Origin of the sequence: Fibrobacter sp. UWT3 (assembly GCF_900230125.1) — a bacterium.
Taxonomy (GTDB): Bacteria; Fibrobacterota; Fibrobacteria; order Fibrobacterales; family Fibrobacteraceae; genus Fibrobacter.
The window spans coordinates 135,789-151,651 of the sequence record NZ_OCSS01000002.1 but is presented as its reverse complement, the minus strand read 5'-3'; the positions used below and the strand labels follow the sequence as shown (position 1 = coordinate 151,651).

Annotated in this window: 15 protein-coding genes and 4 tRNA genes; 14 read left to right on the top strand and 5 right to left on the bottom strand. The window is 55.6% G+C overall.

Features of this window, described 5'->3' with window-relative positions; all coding sequences use genetic code 11:
* Nucleotides 1-59: 59 nt before the first annotated feature.
* The 4 genes from CRO08_RS08285 to CRO08_RS08270 form a co-directional block, all read right to left on the bottom strand.
* Entirely contained in the window at nt 60-2,492 is a 2,433-nt protein-coding gene (locus CRO08_RS08285) for a DUF4859 domain-containing protein (RefSeq protein WP_097035862.1), read from the bottom strand.
* 173 nt (nt 2,493-2,665) lie between these two features.
* Entirely contained in the window at nt 2,666-3,958 is a 1,293-nt protein-coding gene (locus CRO08_RS08280) for a replication-associated recombination protein A (protein WP_097035861.1), read from the bottom strand.
* 3 nt (nt 3,959-3,961) lie between these two features.
* Entirely contained in the window at nt 3,962-4,774 is an 813-nt protein-coding gene (locus CRO08_RS08275) for a hypothetical protein (protein ID WP_097035860.1), read from the bottom strand.
* A gap of 4 nt (nt 4,775-4,778) precedes the next feature.
* Nucleotides 4,779-5,195 carry a thioesterase family protein gene (locus CRO08_RS08270; protein WP_097035859.1) on the bottom strand — a complete coding sequence of 139 codons (417 nt, stop codon included), beginning with the start codon at nt 5,193-5,195 and terminating at the stop codon, nt 4,779-4,781.
* 81 nt (nt 5,196-5,276) lie between these two features.
* Between CRO08_RS08270 and CRO08_RS08265 the strand changes: the two genes are divergently transcribed.
* Nucleotides 5,277-6,125, top strand: a complete 849-nt coding sequence (locus tag CRO08_RS08265) for a hypothetical protein (protein ID WP_097035858.1) — start codon at nt 5,277-5,279, stop codon at nt 6,123-6,125.
* Between the two features lie 70 nt (nt 6,126-6,195).
* On the opposite strand, the gene CRO08_RS08260 is transcribed toward CRO08_RS08265, so the two are convergent.
* On the bottom strand, nt 6,196-6,615 hold the full coding sequence (locus tag CRO08_RS08260; protein ID WP_097035857.1) for a thioesterase family protein: 420 nt from the start codon (nt 6,613-6,615) through the stop codon (nt 6,196-6,198).
* A gap of 199 nt (nt 6,616-6,814) precedes the next feature.
* On the opposite strand from CRO08_RS08260, the gene CRO08_RS08255 reads away from it, so the two are divergent.
* The 13 genes from CRO08_RS08255 to rpoB all read left to right on the top strand — a co-directional run bounded on the left by CRO08_RS08255 (nt 6,815) and on the right by rpoB (nt 15,863).
* Nucleotides 6,815-6,887 (top strand) — tRNA-Thr (locus tag CRO08_RS08255).
* 10 nt (nt 6,888-6,897) lie between these two features.
* Nucleotides 6,898-6,980: transfer RNA gene (locus CRO08_RS08250), tRNA-Tyr, on the top strand.
* A gap of 43 nt (nt 6,981-7,023) precedes the next feature.
* Nucleotides 7,024-7,095: transfer RNA gene (locus CRO08_RS08245), tRNA-Thr, on the top strand.
* 22 nt (nt 7,096-7,117) lie between these two features.
* Nucleotides 7,118-8,302: an elongation factor Tu gene (tuf, locus tag CRO08_RS08240; protein WP_097035856.1), complete on the top strand. Its 1,185-nt coding sequence runs from the start codon at nt 7,118-7,120 to the stop codon at nt 8,300-8,302.
* Between the two features lie 12 nt (nt 8,303-8,314).
* Nucleotides 8,315-8,467: a 50S ribosomal protein L33 gene (gene rpmG / locus CRO08_RS08235; RefSeq protein WP_014545993.1), complete on the top strand. Its 153-nt coding sequence runs from the start codon at nt 8,315-8,317 to the stop codon at nt 8,465-8,467.
* 12 nt (nt 8,468-8,479) lie between these two features.
* A tRNA-Trp gene (locus CRO08_RS08230) sits at nt 8,480-8,552 on the top strand.
* A 21-nt stretch (nt 8,553-8,573) separates the two neighbouring features.
* Nucleotides 8,574-8,762, top strand: coding sequence for a preprotein translocase subunit SecE (gene secE, locus CRO08_RS08225; protein WP_072809610.1), 189 nt, complete (start codon nt 8,574-8,576; stop codon nt 8,760-8,762).
* A 5-nt stretch (nt 8,763-8,767) separates the two neighbouring features.
* Nucleotides 8,768-9,310: a transcription termination/antitermination protein NusG gene (nusG, locus tag CRO08_RS08220; protein ID WP_072809608.1), complete on the top strand. Its 543-nt coding sequence runs from the start codon at nt 8,768-8,770 to the stop codon at nt 9,308-9,310.
* 30 nt (nt 9,311-9,340) lie between these two features.
* Nucleotides 9,341-9,766 (top strand): 50S ribosomal protein L11, encoded by a 426-nt coding sequence (gene rplK / locus CRO08_RS08215; protein WP_072809606.1) that lies wholly within the window; start codon nt 9,341-9,343, stop codon nt 9,764-9,766.
* A 40-nt stretch (nt 9,767-9,806) separates the two neighbouring features.
* The gene (rplA, locus tag CRO08_RS08210; protein ID WP_072809603.1) at nt 9,807-10,493 is read left to right on the top strand and encodes a 50S ribosomal protein L1; all 687 of its coding nucleotides are present in this window, start codon (nt 9,807-9,809) and stop codon (nt 10,491-10,493) included.
* Nucleotides 10,494-10,501: 8 nt separating this feature from the next.
* Nucleotides 10,502-11,047 carry a 50S ribosomal protein L10 gene (rplJ, locus tag CRO08_RS08205; RefSeq protein ID WP_072809601.1) on the top strand — a complete coding sequence of 182 codons (546 nt, stop codon included), beginning with the start codon at nt 10,502-10,504 and terminating at the stop codon, nt 11,045-11,047.
* A 51-nt stretch (nt 11,048-11,098) separates the two neighbouring features.
* Nucleotides 11,099-11,476: a 50S ribosomal protein L7/L12 gene (gene rplL, locus CRO08_RS08200; RefSeq protein WP_072809599.1), complete on the top strand. Its 378-nt coding sequence runs from the start codon at nt 11,099-11,101 to the stop codon at nt 11,474-11,476.
* Nucleotides 11,477-11,582: 106 nt separating this feature from the next.
* Nucleotides 11,583-15,863, top strand: coding sequence for a DNA-directed RNA polymerase subunit beta (rpoB, locus tag CRO08_RS08195; protein ID WP_097035855.1), 4,281 nt, complete (start codon nt 11,583-11,585; stop codon nt 15,861-15,863).

Below are 15,863 nucleotides of genomic sequence, written 5' to 3'. Positions count from 1 at the left end.
AAAGATAAGGGAGGGCGGTCGCCTTCCCTTATCCCTGTTGGTGTGGAATGAGGAGTCAGTTATTTGGTGATGTTTATCGGACGCGCCTCGTGGTAGCTGCCGGTCGATACCTTCACGATGTAGGTGCCCGCGGGCATCTCGCTCATGTCGAAGGTATGCACGTGCCCGCCTGCGTTCTGGATTCCCGTCACCTTCTGGTCGATTAGCGCGCCGAATCCGGTAAACAGGCTTATCTTCACGTTGTCGCGGCTCGGGAGCGAGTAGCGCACGCTGAGGTTCCTGCGGGCAAGGGAGAGTTCCATGTGCGTCGCGATTCCCTTGAGGCCATACATCAGTGCTGTGGTCGATTCGCCGGCTCCGCTGCCCTGCTCGTTCGTGAGCGTGACTGTCACCTTGAAGAGTACCGTTTTCCCGTTGTACTCGAGTCCCTGGGTGAACTTGTATGTATCGCCGTTATTCACGCGGTTCGGGTAGTGCCCGATGGCAAGAGTCCCCTTCGGGATATCCGCTTCGCTGAACACGTAGGCGTTCTCGCCCCATTCCACCACGTTGCCCGCCTTGCCGAACCAGTGGCCGGGAGCGTTCGCGGTAGATTCGGTTACATTGTTTCCGTCCGGTTCCTGCGCGAAGAAGGTCGCTTTCGAGAGGCTTGCCGCGGTGAGTCCGAGTTTGCTTGCGACTTCGGCGACGTCGAAGGTGGCGGTGACGCTTGCGTAGTTGTCGTCGATGGGGAGGGTCACCTTGATTTCGTATGTCGCTGCGACCGTCGCCGGTGCGATGCTGCTCGAACTCGCGGGCTTCTCGCTGCTCGAAGAAGAGATGCTGCTCGAAGAAACCGGCTTCACGCTGCTGGAACTTGCGGGCGTTACACTGCTGGAACTGCGCGCAACACTGCTGCTCGATGCGACGGGCGCATCGCCGATTTCGGGCCACTTGTAGTCAAGCTTGAAGTCGTTGTAGTATTTCGTGTTCGCGTCACCTGCGCCGTTGATTCCTTCCTCGGGCTTGAGGCGGTAATCGTAGTGGTAGGTGCGCATGTCGGGGTTTTTCGAGTAGTTGTAGTCGGTGTTCACCACGATGGCGAAGGCCATCTTGCTGCCGCCCGTGCTGCTCGGGGTCTTCGCTATCTTGAGGATTGCAGTCTCGTTGCCCTTCACGGGTTCGCTGTACACCGGCGTACCGTCCGTGGCGCGGTAGGCGAGCACCAGTCGCATGTTGTCGTTCGTGGAGTACGTGCCGTTCGGGTAGAGCGTCATGCTGATTTGCGTCGCGCCGTCCTTGAGCTTGAGCGGGATTACGTTCGAGCCCGACCATCCCGGAGTCAGGTCCTGGTTCGGCACCCAGTCTCCGTTGCTTACGGTTACGCTCTGGTACGGAGTCATTTTCCAGGTGTAGCTTTTCCTGTTGTTGTCCCACATGTCCTGTTCCCAGTAGGTGTCGCCGCCGAAATTGTTGTTCAGGAGCGCCTTGATTTCGTTGGACCATTTTTTCATGTCGAGCATGGCGAGCCTTGCGCGGAATTCCGTGATAAGCCTGCGCACGCCCTCGTCGCCGAGGCCGATGTCGAGCCCGTAGGTTTCGAGCAGGTAGGTAGTCTTGCCGTAGGCGTGGCCGTACACCCAGCGCACGGACCCCGTGCCGAGCCATGTGCCCATGAACGTGGGGAATATGTTGCTGTACTGCGCGCCGCCCAGAAGGTAGCGCTGGTTCTTGCCGGTAACGCCCTGAGCGCCGGGGCCGCCGAAGGTACCGTCGATGAGCCAGCCCGAGTAGCATTCGATGGGCATGAAGGGCGCGATCACCGTCGCCGCGTTCAGGAATCCCATGCCGCTATAGACGCCTTCGCGGTGGCTGAACATGTCCTGCTGGATCCACGTGTTGCCCGCTTCCTGGAACCAGTGCGCCTCCTTGGCGCCGGGGTAGCCGTTCGTCATCGAGTGGATGCCCTCGTGGATCATCGCGTCCATCTGTGCCACGCGATCGCGGTAGGGGCAGCTCGTGTTGAAACTGTACAGCGGGTAGAACGATGCCGCGACGGCCGTGTAGCCCGCGACCCATGTCTGCCATCCGCCGGTGGTGTCGGTCTTTGCTCCGCCCGCGCACGTGCCCGAGCCGTAGTAGTACACGGCACTGTATTGCCCGTCTTGCGCCTGTGCGTCCGGGGCCCACCCCATCTCGTTATAGAGGTACTCGAAATCGGTATCGTATTTCTTGAGGATGCTGTCGATAGTCACGTCGGTAATGCGGCTGTCGCGATCCTTGCCCCAGTAGAAGGCCCACCACTTGCCGGCCTTCTTGCCGGTCACGCCCGAACAGTTGTTGTTGAACTTGGTGGGCGGCTTGATTTCGCCCAGGTTCGACTTGGTGTCGTAATCGAGGTCAGAACGGTAGGCGGGCCATGTGTAGGCGTCCCCTTCCGCTGCGGAGGCCGTTGCCCCCATCCCTGCCGCGAGCGCTGCCGCGGCTATCCATCCCATACACTTTTTCTGCATAACACACTCCAGTTTTGATGCTATGCTAGAAATAGGTTTTTACGCCCGGAAATCCTAGGTTTTGCCCCTCCCGGCGTGCTGTTTCCGTGTTGAAAGTGTGTAAAAGTAATTCTATGAATATGCTAAAATATGTTTAAATGTTGTATTTTGGCGTATTTTTGTGTAAAAATTATTTATTTTCCGGCCTGTTTCTTTTCTCTTTTTATCTGCTTCAGCTGCGCGAGCCGCTCGCCCAGAGCCTTTTCCTTGCCGTAGGGCTTGGGCTGGTAAATCTCGGTGCCTTCGAGTTGCTTGGGCAAATGCTCCTGCGCGGAGTATGCGCCAGGGCTGTCGTGGTCGTACTGGTAGTCAATTCCGTAGCCCAGCTTTTCGCCGACCTTCGTCACCGAATTGCGGAATGCGCGCGGTACGGGCAATGTCCCGGTTTGCTTCACGATGGAGTCTGCCTTCATTCCGGCAAGTTCCAGGCTGTTGCTCTTGGGCGCAAGCGAGAGGTAAACCGCAAGTTCGTCGAGCGCGATGAGGCCCTCGGGTATGCCCATGAAGTCGTATGCCTCTCGGGCGGCGGTCGCGAGCAAGAGTGCGTTCGGGTCTGCAAGGCCGATGTCTTCCATGCTCATGCGCATCAGCCTGCGCAGTATGAACCGCGGGTCTTCGCCACCCTGCAGCATGCGGTGCATCCAGTAGAGGGCTGCGTCCGGGTCGCTCCCGCGTACCGACTTGTGCAGCGCCGAAATCAGGTTGTAGTGTTCCTCGCCGCTCTTGTCGTAACGGAGCGGTTTCTTGTACTGGAACTCTTCAAGAAGCTTTTCGTTGATGATTTTGCGGTCGCCGAGGTTCTTGCCAATCCATTCAATCTGGTTCAGCAAAAAACGTGCATCGCCGTCGGACTGTGCGATTAGTTTGTCTACAACTGCGTCCTCGACTTCCACGTCCTTGAGCTGCAGGCCCCGCGGGTGGTCGCGCAGTGCGCTGAAAATCAGCGTGCGCAGGTCTTCCTTGCTGAGGGGGGCAAAAAGGATTAGCTGGCAGCGGCTCAGGAGGGCGCTGTTGACCTCGAACCCGGGGTTCTCGGTGGTGGCGCCTATGAGCGTCACCGTGCCGTCCTCGACGGCACCCAGCAGCGCATCTTGCTGGCCCTTGTTAAAACGGTGGATTTCGTCGATGAAGAGAATCGTGTCCTGGAACATCGATTTCATCTTGCGGGCGTCGGCTAAAACTTCCTTCACTTCCTTCACGCCGCTTGCAACGGCCGAGAGCGCCACGAAGGCCTTTTTCGTGTGCTGGCGTATCACGTGCGCGAGGCTCGTCTTTCCGCAGCCCGGCGGGCCCCAGAAAATCATGCTCGGAACGTTGTCGTTCTCGAGACTTTTTCGCAAAAGGCTCTGCTCGCCCAGAATCTTGTTCTGGCCTAAAAATTCATCCAGGTTCTGCGGGCGCAGTCTTTCGGCGAGCGGCTGGTCCATAGTTTATTCCACGGGTTCCACTTCGATGGAGTAGCCGATTTCGCGGCTCGTTTCTTCGACTTTCTTGTAGTGGATGATTATCTTGATTTTATCGCCATCAGAAATCGTCGCGATTCCGTGATAGTCGTTGCCGTCGTGGCTGGATACCTTGACGCTCTGGCAAGAAAGGTTGTCTTCTGCAAGGGCTTCGCTGATGATTTCCTTCGCTTCGCTTTCCATCCAGTGGTAGCGCCCGGCAACGGGGCCCGGAATGGCGATGGCCGCAATACCGAGGGCGATGACTGCGGCTGAAATCATGAACTTCTTGGGTGCGGGCAGGTACGAACCCACGTGCATCTTGTGGAGGGTTACCAGCACGTAGAAACCGGCGCCGAGCCCGAGCAATAGCGGAACGTAGATGTTCAATGACTGTATCATCCGGAGGTCTACGAACAGGTAACTTGAAATAAAAAAGGAGCACGCGCCAAGCACGATGAGGCATGCGAGGCAAATCAGGATTGTCTTTGCCGGTTTCTTCTGGAATTCTTCGCAGAACTGGCGGGCCTGGAGGAACTCGTTTGTCTTTGCTTCGGAGATAGTCCCTTCGCCCTTGCAGATATTGCACTTGAGGCCGTTTTCAATCTGCTTCGTGCCGTTGCAGCGGATGCAGTCGAGCATCTTGATGCTGCCGGAACCGCAACATATCGGGCAAGGCTTCTTGTCCTTTATCCCGGTGCCTTTGCATCGCTTGCACGGGCTGGAACTCCTGACGGGGAAGTCTACGGTCTTGCCCAGCGACCTGATGTGAATCTGGACGGTCTCTTCCTGATTTTCCATGCGTCTATTTCTCCTCGCTAACGAATTCGAACTTGCTGAAACTTGCGGGCAGTTCGCGCGTGGGGCGCCCGTTCTTGAGCATGCAGTGGAGCGTGTGGCCCGTGGTGCACAGCTTGCCGTTCACGCTCGCCCTGTATTCAAAACGGATGCGCAGCTTGTCTACGCGAATCATGGTGGTCTCGACATCCACGAATTCGCCGTAGTGCGTGGGCGCCTTGAACTGCACGTTCAGTTCGAGCACCGGGCTCGAGAACCCTTCGGCCTCCATGTCGGCGTAGCTTGCGCCCGCCTCGCGGAAGTATTCGGTACGTGCCTGCTCGAACCACACGGCATAAACAGAGTGGTGAACGATTCCCATCTGGTCGGTTTCCGCGTAGCGCACTTCGACGCGCGCGGTATGCTTGAATGTGCAAGTTTCCATGCCACAAATATACATTTTAAATCCGTGCCTGTTTTTATTGCAAAAAAGAATTATATTATGCCATAAAGAAAGGAGCCTCACATGAAACTCGGCACGCTTGCATTATTGCTCATCCCGTTTATCTTCCTTGCCTGTACTGAATCCACGTCGTCTGGCGACGATTCCCGCGGCGACCTGGTGTACGATCTCAGCGCCAAGGCCAGTTCCATTACGGGCCGTTGCAGCGTCTATGTGGAAGACAAGCGCATCACGATGGTGTTCGACCAGATCGTGTCGGGGCTCGGTACCATGGAATACACGTCCACGATCAAGCTGGGTTCTTCTTCGGTAACGGTGTCCGACGTGTTTGTTTCGAACTCGAATATTTTCAAGGAAAGCATGGAGGCCAACTGCGCCGGGCTTAAGGAAGAATATGAACCGAAGGGCGGCTCGGTAACCTGCTCGTCTACGGAGGTCAATGCGTCCATGGAAATTGCCTCGACCCCGGCAAAGCTGGCGGGCGCCTACGAAACTGCAGTCGACGCGATGAAGGAACAGTGCGATTACTACATAGAGCAGGTGAAGGCTTCCGATATGGGCGAGGGCGATTACGAGCCGGCGGAGCACTGCATTGTCGACCAGAAGGTGGATACCCTCGTTATGCTGATAGGGTATCCGGACAGGTCGGTCTCCATCGAGGCGTACGATGTTGGTGGTGATGTGTACATGCAGGAAATCTACGCGGGCGTGGATGCCGAGACTCTTGAAGATGTCTGCTTCGCGTACCGTCACGATAGCGAGAGGGCCGACGTGACGTGCGACGGCAGTACCATTACCTACAGGTCGATTGGCGATAACCTGGAAGATCTCAGGGAGGGGATGGAAATTTACGCGTGCCCCGCCTTCCTTGCCGGCGCGACATCCTTCGAAGACATGTGGTTTGGTGAATAGCCCATGCTAGAGAGCTCTTTTATATAGTGTTGGCTCCGCGCATGCTTCGCACGCTCACACGATCACCTAACTAATCACTAGGAAACAGGCGGTTTTCTACGCGCTTGAAGCATTCGGGCTTCTCGGCGGTGGGCTCGCCGCCCTTGGTAAAGGCGTGCAGCGTGGAACCCGTGGTGCAGAGTTCGCCCTTCACGTAGGCCCTGTAGTTGAATTTCCACTTGTACCTGCCTACCTGCGAGAATTCGGTCTCGATGTCGACCACGTCGCCGAACTTGCAGGCCTTCCTGTACTTCACGACCAGTTCCAGCACGGGGCTTTCGAACCCTTCCTTCTCAATTTCGGTGTAGGGCGCGCCTATCGCCTTGAAGAAGTCGATGCGGGCCTGCTCGAACCAGATGGGGTACGACCCGTGGTGGACCACCCCCATGGCGTCGGTTTCGGAGTAGCGGACCTCGATTTTGCAGGTATGGCTTATGCCTTTCTTTTCCATGTCCAAAATATAGTTTTTTGCTCCATTTCAAACTATCAACAATCTATTCACACTTTTAGCTCATTTTGTGTACGTCTTTTTTGTCGAAAAGGAAAAAAAATCAATTTTTTTGCTCTAAATTCTTGATTTTCATTGACAAAACGGCATAAAACTTATTAAATTTGGCACACTCTTATATCTATGCGGATTTAGGAGGCATGCCAAAGTAGCTCAGCTGGTAGAGCAGCTGATTTGTAATCAGCCGGTCGTAGGTTCGATTCCTATCTTTGGCTTGAACATAATGGGTCGTTGCCCGAGTGGTTAATGGGGACGGACTGTAAATCCGTTGGTTTACGCCTACCGTGGTTCGAATCCACGACGGCCCACGCAACAACGCCCTATGGTGCTGAAAGGTGCCATAGGGCTTATGCCCAGGTAGCTCAGTGGTAGAGCACTTCCTTGGTAAGGAAGAGGTCTCGGGTCCGACTCCCGATCTGGGCTCTCACTAATTGGAGATAGAATCATGGCAAAAGAACATTTTGACAGAAGCAAGCCGCACTGCAACATTGGCACCATCGGCCACGTTGACCACGGTAAAACCACTCTGACCGCCGCAATCTGCACGACTCTCGCTGCCCGCGGCCTCGCCAGCGCCAAGCGTTTCGACGAAATCGACAACGCTCCTGAAGAAAAGGCTCGTGGTATCACGATCAACACTTCTCACGTCGAATACACCACTGCTAACCGTCACTACGCTCACGTCGACTGCCCGGGGCACGCCGACTACGTGAAGAACATGGTGACCGGTGCTGCCCAGATGGACGGCGCCATCCTCGTCGTGGCCGCTACTGACGGCCCGATGCCCCAGACCCGCGAACACATCCTCCTCGCTCACCAGGTGGGCGTGCCGAAGATCGTCGTGTTCATGAACAAGGTCGACATGGTCGACGACGCCGAAATCCTCGACCTCGTCGAAATGGAAGTCCGCGAACTTCTCTCCAAGTACGAATTTGACGGTGACAACACCCCGATCATCCGTGGCTCTGCTCTCAAGGCCCTCGAAGGCGAAGCCGAATGGCAGGACAAGGTCATGGAACTCATGGACGCTTGCGATACCTACATCCCGCTCCCGCAGCGCGATACCGACAAGCCGTTCCTGATGCCGATCGAAGACGTGTTCACCATTACCGGCCGCGGCACTGTCGCTACTGGCCGTATCGAACGCGGTATCGTCCGCCTCAACGACAAGGTCGAACGCATCGGTCTCGGTGAAACCACCGAATACGTCATCACGGGCGTGGAAATGTTCCGCAAGCTCCTCGACGACGCCCAGGCCGGTGACAACGTCGGTCTTCTCCTCCGTGGCGCCGAAAAGAAGGACATCGTCCGTGGCATGGTTCTCGCCGCCCCGAAGTCCGTGACTCCGCACACCGAGTTCAAGGCAGAAATCTACGTCCTCACGAAGGACGAAGGTGGCCGCCACACGCCGTTCATGAACGGCTACCGTCCGCAGTTCTACTTCCGCACCACCGACGTGACCGGCACGATTCAGCTTCCGGAAGGCGTCGAAATGGTGACCCCGGGTGACACCGTCACGATCCACGTGAACCTCATCGCCCCGATCGCCATGGAAAAGCAGCTCCGCTTCGCTATCCGCGAAGGTGGCCGCACGGTTGGTGCCGGTTCCGTAACCGAAATCATCAAGTAATCAGGATTAAAAATGCCTAGAGAACTCATCGTGCTCGAATGCACAGAATGCAATCAGCGCAACTATGATTGCGACAAGAACAAGCGTCTTCACCCTTCCCGCGTGGAATACAAGAAGTACTGCCGCTTCTGCCGCAAGCATACTGTTCACAAGGAATCCAAGTAAGGAAATCCGCTTAGGTCGATAGCTCAATTGGTAGAGTCACGGTCTCCAAAACCGTTGGTTGGGGGTTCGAGTCCCTCTCGACCTGGGAATTTCCTCCGGAGTCATCATGCGTAAGATTCAGCAATATGTCAAAGAATGCATCCAGGAACTGAAGAAGGTCACTTGGCCTACTTGGGAAGAACTCAAGGGATCGACTCTCGTTGTCATGCTCTTCAGCGTCATTATGGGCTGCTATATTGCCGGTCTTGATGTCGTGTTTTCCGTAATCATCGACAAGATTATGGGTAGGGGTTAATCACTATGAAGAAGTGGTACGCTATCCATACCTTCTCCGGTCAGGAAAACAATATCAAGAAACACATCGAGCAGATGATTGAGCGCGAGGGCGTTCAAGACAAGTTCGGTCAGATTCTCGTACCCACCCGTGAAGTCGTGAGCAACGTCCACGGGCGTCGTCGCGTTTCTAAGCAGAACCTGTTTCCTGCATACATCGTTATAGAAATGGAGCTGGACAAGCTCACCCAGCACCTGGTGTCGACCATCAATGGCGTCACCCATTTCGCCGGAATGACACGCGCTTCTCGTGTTCCTATTCCGCTTCAACAGAGCGAGGTCGATCGTCTTCTTGGAGTTGATCCTGAAATTTCTACAGAAGGCGAGATCCAAATCCCGTACAGCATTGGCGATAATGTCCGCATCAAGGAAGGTCCGTTCAAGGACTTTGTGGGCGTCGTAGACGAAATCATGGAAGACAAGACCAAGATCAAGGTCATGGTTACCGTCTTCGGTCGTTCTACGCCTGTCGAGCTTGCCTTTAACCAGGTCGAGTCCGCTACCGCTTAATGTTACGGTTTTTGCAACGGAGATAAAACAGTGGCAAAGAAAATCACAGGTTATATCAAGCTCCAGATTCCCGCAGGCGCTGCCAACCCGGCTCCTCCGGTGGGTCCTGCCCTCGGTCAGAAGGGCGTGAACATCATGGAGTTCTGCAAACAGTTTAACGCTAAGACCCAGAACGACAAGGGCATGATTGTCCCGGTCGTCATCACGGTCTATGCCGACAAGAGCTTTACCTTCATCACGAAGGTTTCGCCGGTTCCGGCCCTCATCAAGAAGGCCGTCGGTATCGAGAGTGGTTCTGGTGAACCCAACCGTAAGAAGGTTGGCAAGATCACCAAGGCCCAGATCCAGGAAATCGCCCAAAAGAAGATGCCGGATCTAAACACAATCGACCTCGAAGCCGCCATGCGCATGGTTGCGGGCACTGCTCGTTCCATGGGTATTGATGTGGTTGACTGAGGCAGGTAATTCACCGTTACGTATCTGACAGGAAAATTTCATGTTCAGAGGAAAAAAATACAAGAAGATTGCTGAATCTTTTGATCGTAATCAAGCCTACGATCTGAAGGCGGCAATCGAAATACTCAAAAAGTCCGAATTGAAGTTCGACCAGACGGTCGAAATCCACTTCAATCTCGGTGTGGACCCAAAACATTCCGACCAAGTGGTTCGTGGCACTGTCGTGCTTCCGCATGGTACCGGTCGTTCGGTCCGCGTTCTCGTTTTTTGCAAGGACAACAACCTTGAAGTTGCAAAGAACGCTGGCGCTGACTACGCGGGTGGTGCTGACTTGGTTCAGAAGATTCAGGAAGGCTGGCTGGACTTTGACGCCGTCGTTGCTACTCCCGACATGATGCCGGTGATTAGTAAGGTGGCCCGTGTCCTCGGTCCTCGCGGTATGATGCCGAGCCCCAAGGCTGGTACGGTGACCGTTAACGTCGCCCAGACCGTCAAGGAACTCAAGGCAGGTAAGATTTCTTACCGCGTCGACAAGGGCGCCAACGTCCATGCTCCTGTTGGCAAGCTCTCCTTCACTGTCGACCAGCTGGCTGAAAACGCCAAGTCTGTGATTGACTCTGTCGTGAAGAACAAGCCTCAAACTTCTAAGGGCACATACATCAAGAGCCTCACTCTGACGGCTACGATGGCCCCGGGCATCAAACTTGATATGGCACTGACGCGCTAGGAGATACCATGAAAGCTGTAGTTAAAAAACAACAGACCGTGGATTCGCTCGTCGAGTCCTTCAAGGGCGCAACCGCCGTCTATCTGCTCAATTACCAGGGTATCACTGTCGAAAAGGACAACGCCCTGCGCAAGGCTCTCGCTTCTAAGGGTGTCAAGTACCACGCTGTGAAGAATACTCTTCTCAAGCGCGTGCTCGCCGCTCTCAAGGTCGAAGGTCTCGACGAACTCCTGAACGGTGCAACATCCGTGATGGTCGGTTTCGAAGAAGATCCTCTTCTGCCTGCCCGCGAAATTGAAGCATTCCACAAAGCTAACCCTGATTTCTTGGTCGCCAAGAGCGTTTACCTCGACGGTAAGCCCATGCCTGGCTCCGAAGTCGTCAACCTCGCCAAGATCCCGGATCGCAAGGGCATGATCGCTCAGATCGTCGCCATCGCTCTCGGACCTGGTGGCAAGATTGCTGGCCAGATCAAGGCACTCCAGGAAAAGCTGGAAAAAGAATCGGGTTCCGAAGCCGCAGCCCCTGAAGCTGCCGCTGCACCGGAAGCTTAACAACAAACCACAAACCAAAAATTTTAAACGGAATAATCGGAGAAACACATCATGGCAACTGATATCAAGGCACTGGGCGATCAAATCGTTGGTCTTACCCTTCTCGAAGCCAAGGCTTTGGCTGACTACCTCAAGGAAACGCACGGCATCGAAGCCGCTGGTGGCGTCGTAATGGCTGCCCCGGCTGCTGGCGCTGCTGCCGCTGCTGAAGAAAAGACCGAATTCGACGTTATCCTCGCCGAAGTCGATCCGGCCAAGAAGATGGCTGTCCTCAAGGAAGTCCGCGCTATCACGGGTCTCGGCCTCGGTGAAGCCAAGAAGGTCGTTGAAACGGCCAACAGCGTCATCAAGGAAGCTGCCCCGAAGGCTGACGCCGAAGCCCTCAAGAAGAAACTCGAAGAACTCGGAGCAAAGGTTACTCTCAAGTAATGCTCACAGTTCTTTGAACTGCTCTTACCAATCGCCTGCACGCGAGTGCGGGCTTTTGGTGTTTTTTGCTTAATCAGGATCTTCTTCACCGGATGAGGTATTTCAAATGACAACGGAGCGAAAGAGTTATTCCTCCAACAAGTTCCAGCTGGAACTGCCGTACTTGATCGAAGTTCAGAAGGCTTCGTACGAGCAATTTTTACAGGCCGATATCCCGCAGGAAAGGCGCCTGGACGCTGGCCTGCAGCGCGTATTCAAGGACATCTTCCCGATTACCGATCCTAACGGGCTCTTCTCCCTCGAATACGAAAAGTATTACTTCGGAATACCGAAATACAGCATCCCCGAGTGCCGCGAACGTGGGCTTACCTACAGCATGGAGCTCTACGCGACTCTCGCCCTTCGCGTTTTCGAGAAGGACGGTGAAGACACCAAGCTCAAGGAAGAAGTCAAGAACGATGTCTTGATTTGCGAACTTCCTATCATGACCGAGAACGGCACGTTCATCGTGAACGGTGCCGAACGCGTTGTCGTGTCGCAGCTGCACCGCTCTCCCGGTGTGAGCTTCGACGAAGAACTCCAGCCCAACGGCCGTTCTGACTACAAGAGCCGCATCATTCCGCATCGCGGCGCCTGGGTCGAGTTCAATATCGAAAACGATGTCCTGTACCTCGTCATCGACCGCAAGAAGAAGATTGCGGCTACCGCCATGCTCCGTAGCATCGGCTTCGAGACCACGCAGGATATCCTGAACCTCTTCTACAAGAAGTCCGAAGAAGTCAACATCGCCGAAGAATCCGAAAAGTACAACGACGATGGCGTCTGCGTCCTTATCGACCGCGTTATCTTCAAGGATGTTATCGACGAATCTACCGGTGAAGTTATCGTCGATGCCAATACCGTCATTGACGACAAGAAGCTCGAACGTCTCCGCGAAAGCAGCGTGAAGACGGTTACGCTCCTTTCCAAGGAAGAAGAAAACCTCCTCATCCACAACACGCTCGCGAACGACAAGACGAAGACTCGCGAAGAGGCTCTCCGCCTTATCTACTCCGTGACGCACCAGCAGCAGGACGATTCCCCGAACATGACCGTTGCTGAAGACTTCTTCAACAACCTGTTCCTGGATGACCCCCGCAAGTACGACCTGGGCGAAGTTGGCCGTTACCGCCTGAACGCCAAGGTGTACACGCCGAAGATTATTGCCCTCCTGAAGGAAATCGGCGAACAGTTCAACATGGAAAAGGAACTCGCCCTTCCGGAACTGACCCGCACGACGATGAGCAAGGCGGACTTCCTTGCCGTTATCGAGTACATGGTCGGCCTCTACGACGGCGAAGACGGCTACGCCAAGGACGATATCGACCACTTGGGCAACCGCCGTACCCGCTCTGTGGGCGAACTCCTCGCTAACCAGATTTCTGTGGGCCTTTCCCGCATGTCTCGCGTCATCCGCGAGAACCTCTCCATCCACAACGACGACGAACAGACCACTCCGCGCGACCTCGTGAATACCCGCACGGTTTCTTCTGTCGTGAACGCGTTCTTCGGTTCCAGCCAGCTCTCGCAGTTCATGGACCAGATGAACCCGCTTTCCGAACTCACGCACAAGCGTCGTCTTTCCGCTCTCGGTCCCGGTGGCCTTTCCCGCGAACGCGCAGGCTTCGAGGTCCGTGACGTTCACTACACGCACTACGGCCGCCTCTGCCCGATCGAGACCCCTGAAGGACCGAACATCGGTCTTATCAACTCGCTCGCATCTTACGCCATCGTGAACCACTTCGGCTTCATCGAGACGCCGTACCGCATCGTGGGCCTTATCAACTTCAAGGATGCCCAGGGCGGCATCGTGAAGTTCCCCGAATCCAAGTGGCATTTCGGCATCTTCAAGGCCTTCGTGCACGACCCGCACTACTTCCTTACCGAGCAGGAACTTTCCAGCAAGGAAAAGGATTCCATCCGCATGAACCTTGACAACCGCCAGCGCGACCTGTTCGACATGTTCGTGGGCAAGGTGTTCGAGGTCAAGTACGCCGATGGCTCCAAGCACTACTTCAAGAACGGCTTCGAACAGTTCGATTTCAGCGGCAAGGCCGACTATGTGCAGGCCAGCGACGCTATCGACCAGGTCGTTTCTGACTTTATCACGTTCCTCACCGCCGACGAAGAAGACGCCTTCAAGGTGGCTCCGGCTTCTACCGAGCTCACCGACGACAACCGCTTCAAGGAAGAATACGTCATCGTCCGCGACAAGAGCGAATACCCGCATGTTCTCCGTCAGGACAGCATCGAAATCGGCGACGAGGATGTCGAACGCATCGACCTCATGGACGTTGCCCCGATGCAGATTGTGTCTGTGGCTGCTGGCCTCATCCCGTTCCTCGAACACGATGACGCCAACCGCGCGTTGATGGGTTCTAACATGCAGCGCCAGGCTGTGCCTCTGCTCCGCGCCGAAGCCCCCGTGGTGGGTACCGGCCTCGAACGCCGCGCCGCCCTCGACTCGGGTACGGTCGTGCGTGCCAAGCACGATGGCCTCGTGACGTTTGTCGACGCCCGCAACATTACGGTGAAGCGCGGCAACATGGTGAACGGCAACTTCGAGCCTCTCACCGGCCTCGGCGAAAACTACGAATTCCTCGGCAAGGATCCTATCGACGAGTACGTGCTCCGCAAGTTCGAGCGCTCTAACCAGGATTCCTGCGTGAACCAGAAGCCTATCGTGAACGTGGGCGACTTCGTCAAGGCTGGCGACGTGCTTGCCGACGGCGTGTCTACCGACCACGGCGAACTGGCCCTGGGTAAGAACATCCTTATCGGGTTCCTCCCGTGGAACGGCTACAACTACGAAGACGCCGTTATCATTTCCGAAGAACTCGCCATCAAGGACACGTTCACCTCCATCCATATCGAAGTCTACGAAATCGACGTGCGTGAAACCAAGCGCGGTCCGGAAGAACTGACCCGCGAAATTCCGAACGTCGGTGAAGACGCTCTCCGCAACCTCGACGAGAACGGCGTTATCCGCGTCGGTGCCGAAGTCGGCCCGGATGATATCCTCGTCGGCAAGGTCACCCCGAAGGGCGAAACCGAACTTTCTCCGGAAGAACGCCTGCTCCGCGCCATCTTCGGCGAGAAGGCTGGCGACGTGCGCGACTCTTCCCTCAAGGCTCCTCCGGGAATGAAGGGCGTCGTGCTCGAAACCCGTATCTTCAGCAAGAAGGATAAGAGCGACAAGAAGAGCAAGGAAAAGGACCAGGAACAGATCGAGTCCATCCGCGTTACCTTCCAGAGCCAGATCGACAAGATCAAGGAATCCTGCCGCGAACACTTGTTCGAACTTCTCGGTGGCAAGGCTGCCGGCAAGGTGATGGACAACGAAACGCACGAACTCCTTATCCGCGAAGGCCAGACCTACACCGAACAGAACCTTGCCGCTATCGACGTGACCAAGGTTTCCCCGATGTCCACCTTCGTCGTTGGCGATGACGAACTCCAGGAAAGAGTTCTCTCGCTCGTGCTCGTTGCACGCGACAACCTCGATACCCTTACCCGCACCATGGAAAAGGAAATCGACAAGGTCACGAAGGGCGACGAACTCAAGCCGAACGTTCTCAAGAACGTGAAGGTCTACATCGCGAAGAAGCGTTGCCTCTCCATCGGTGACAAGATGGCAGGTCGTCACGGTAACAAGGGCGTTGTGTCCAAGATTGTTCCGGTCGAAGACATGCCGTTCACCGAAGACGGTCGTCCGCTCCAGATTCTTTTGAACCCGATGGGCGTGCCTTCCCGTATGAACATCGGTCAGGTGCTTGAAGTTCACCTGGGCTGGGCTGCAAAGACCCTCGGTTTCAAGGTTTCTACGCCGGTGTTTGACGGTGCCAAGTTCGAGGATATCTGCAAGGAACTCGAAAAGGCTTACCAGAAGAACCCGATCGTGAACTACGAGATGGACCCGGAACACGACAAGATTATCGGTAAGGCCAAGCTCTATGACGGCCGTACCGGCGAAGCATTCCTGAACCCGGTCACCATCGGTTACATGTACTACCTCAAGCTCGGTCACTTGGTGGACGACAAGATCCACGCCCGTTCTATCGGTAGCTACGCCCTCGTGACGCAGCAGCCGCTCGGTGGTAAGAGCCAGTTCGGTGGCCAGCGCTTCGGTGAAATGGAAGTGTGGGCCATGGAAGCCTACGGTGCCGCTTACACGCTGCAGGAACTCCTCACCGTCAAGTCCGACGATGTGCAGGGCCGTTCCATGGTGTACGACGCCATTGTCCATGGCAAGAACACCCCGAAGCCGGGTATCCCCGAATCCTTCAACGTTATGATTCGCGAAGTTCATTCTTTGGGTCTTGACATCGAGACCATTGGAGATAAGTAA

Bases quoted from the DNA above. Each gene is read 5' to 3' on its own strand.
- tuf (WP_097035856.1), top strand. From the start codon at position 7,118: ATGGCAAAAGAACATTTTGACAGAAGCAAGCCGCACTGCAACATTGGC.
- secE (WP_072809610.1), top strand. From the start codon at position 8,574: ATGCGTAAGATTCAGCAATATGTCAAAGAATGCATCCAGGAACTGAAG.
- CRO08_RS08270 (WP_097035859.1), bottom strand. From the start codon at position 5,195: ATGGAAACTTGCACATTCAAGCATACCGCGCGCGTCGAAGTGCGCTAC.
- CRO08_RS08275 (WP_097035860.1), bottom strand. From the start codon at position 4,774: ATGGAAAATCAGGAAGAGACCGTCCAGATTCACATCAGGTCGCTGGGC.
- CRO08_RS08260 (WP_097035857.1), bottom strand. From the start codon at position 6,615: ATGGAAAAGAAAGGCATAAGCCATACCTGCAAAATCGAGGTCCGCTAC.
- rplA (WP_072809603.1), top strand. From the start codon at position 9,807: ATGTTCAGAGGAAAAAAATACAAGAAGATTGCTGAATCTTTTGATCGT.
- CRO08_RS08265 (WP_097035858.1), top strand. From the start codon at position 5,277: ATGAAACTCGGCACGCTTGCATTATTGCTCATCCCGTTTATCTTCCTT.
- rplJ (WP_072809601.1), top strand. From the start codon at position 10,502: ATGAAAGCTGTAGTTAAAAAACAACAGACCGTGGATTCGCTCGTCGAG.
- rpoB (WP_097035855.1), top strand. From the start codon at position 11,583: ATGACAACGGAGCGAAAGAGTTATTCCTCCAACAAGTTCCAGCTGGAA.
- rpmG (WP_014545993.1), top strand. From the start codon at position 8,315: ATGCCTAGAGAACTCATCGTGCTCGAATGCACAGAATGCAATCAGCGC.
- rplL (WP_072809599.1), top strand. From the start codon at position 11,099: ATGGCAACTGATATCAAGGCACTGGGCGATCAAATCGTTGGTCTTACC.
- nusG (WP_072809608.1), top strand. From the start codon at position 8,768: ATGAAGAAGTGGTACGCTATCCATACCTTCTCCGGTCAGGAAAACAAT.
- CRO08_RS08280 (WP_097035861.1), bottom strand. From the start codon at position 3,958: ATGGACCAGCCGCTCGCCGAAAGACTGCGCCCGCAGAACCTGGATGAA.
- CRO08_RS08285 (WP_097035862.1), bottom strand. From the start codon at position 2,492: ATGCAGAAAAAGTGTATGGGATGGATAGCCGCGGCAGCGCTCGCGGCA.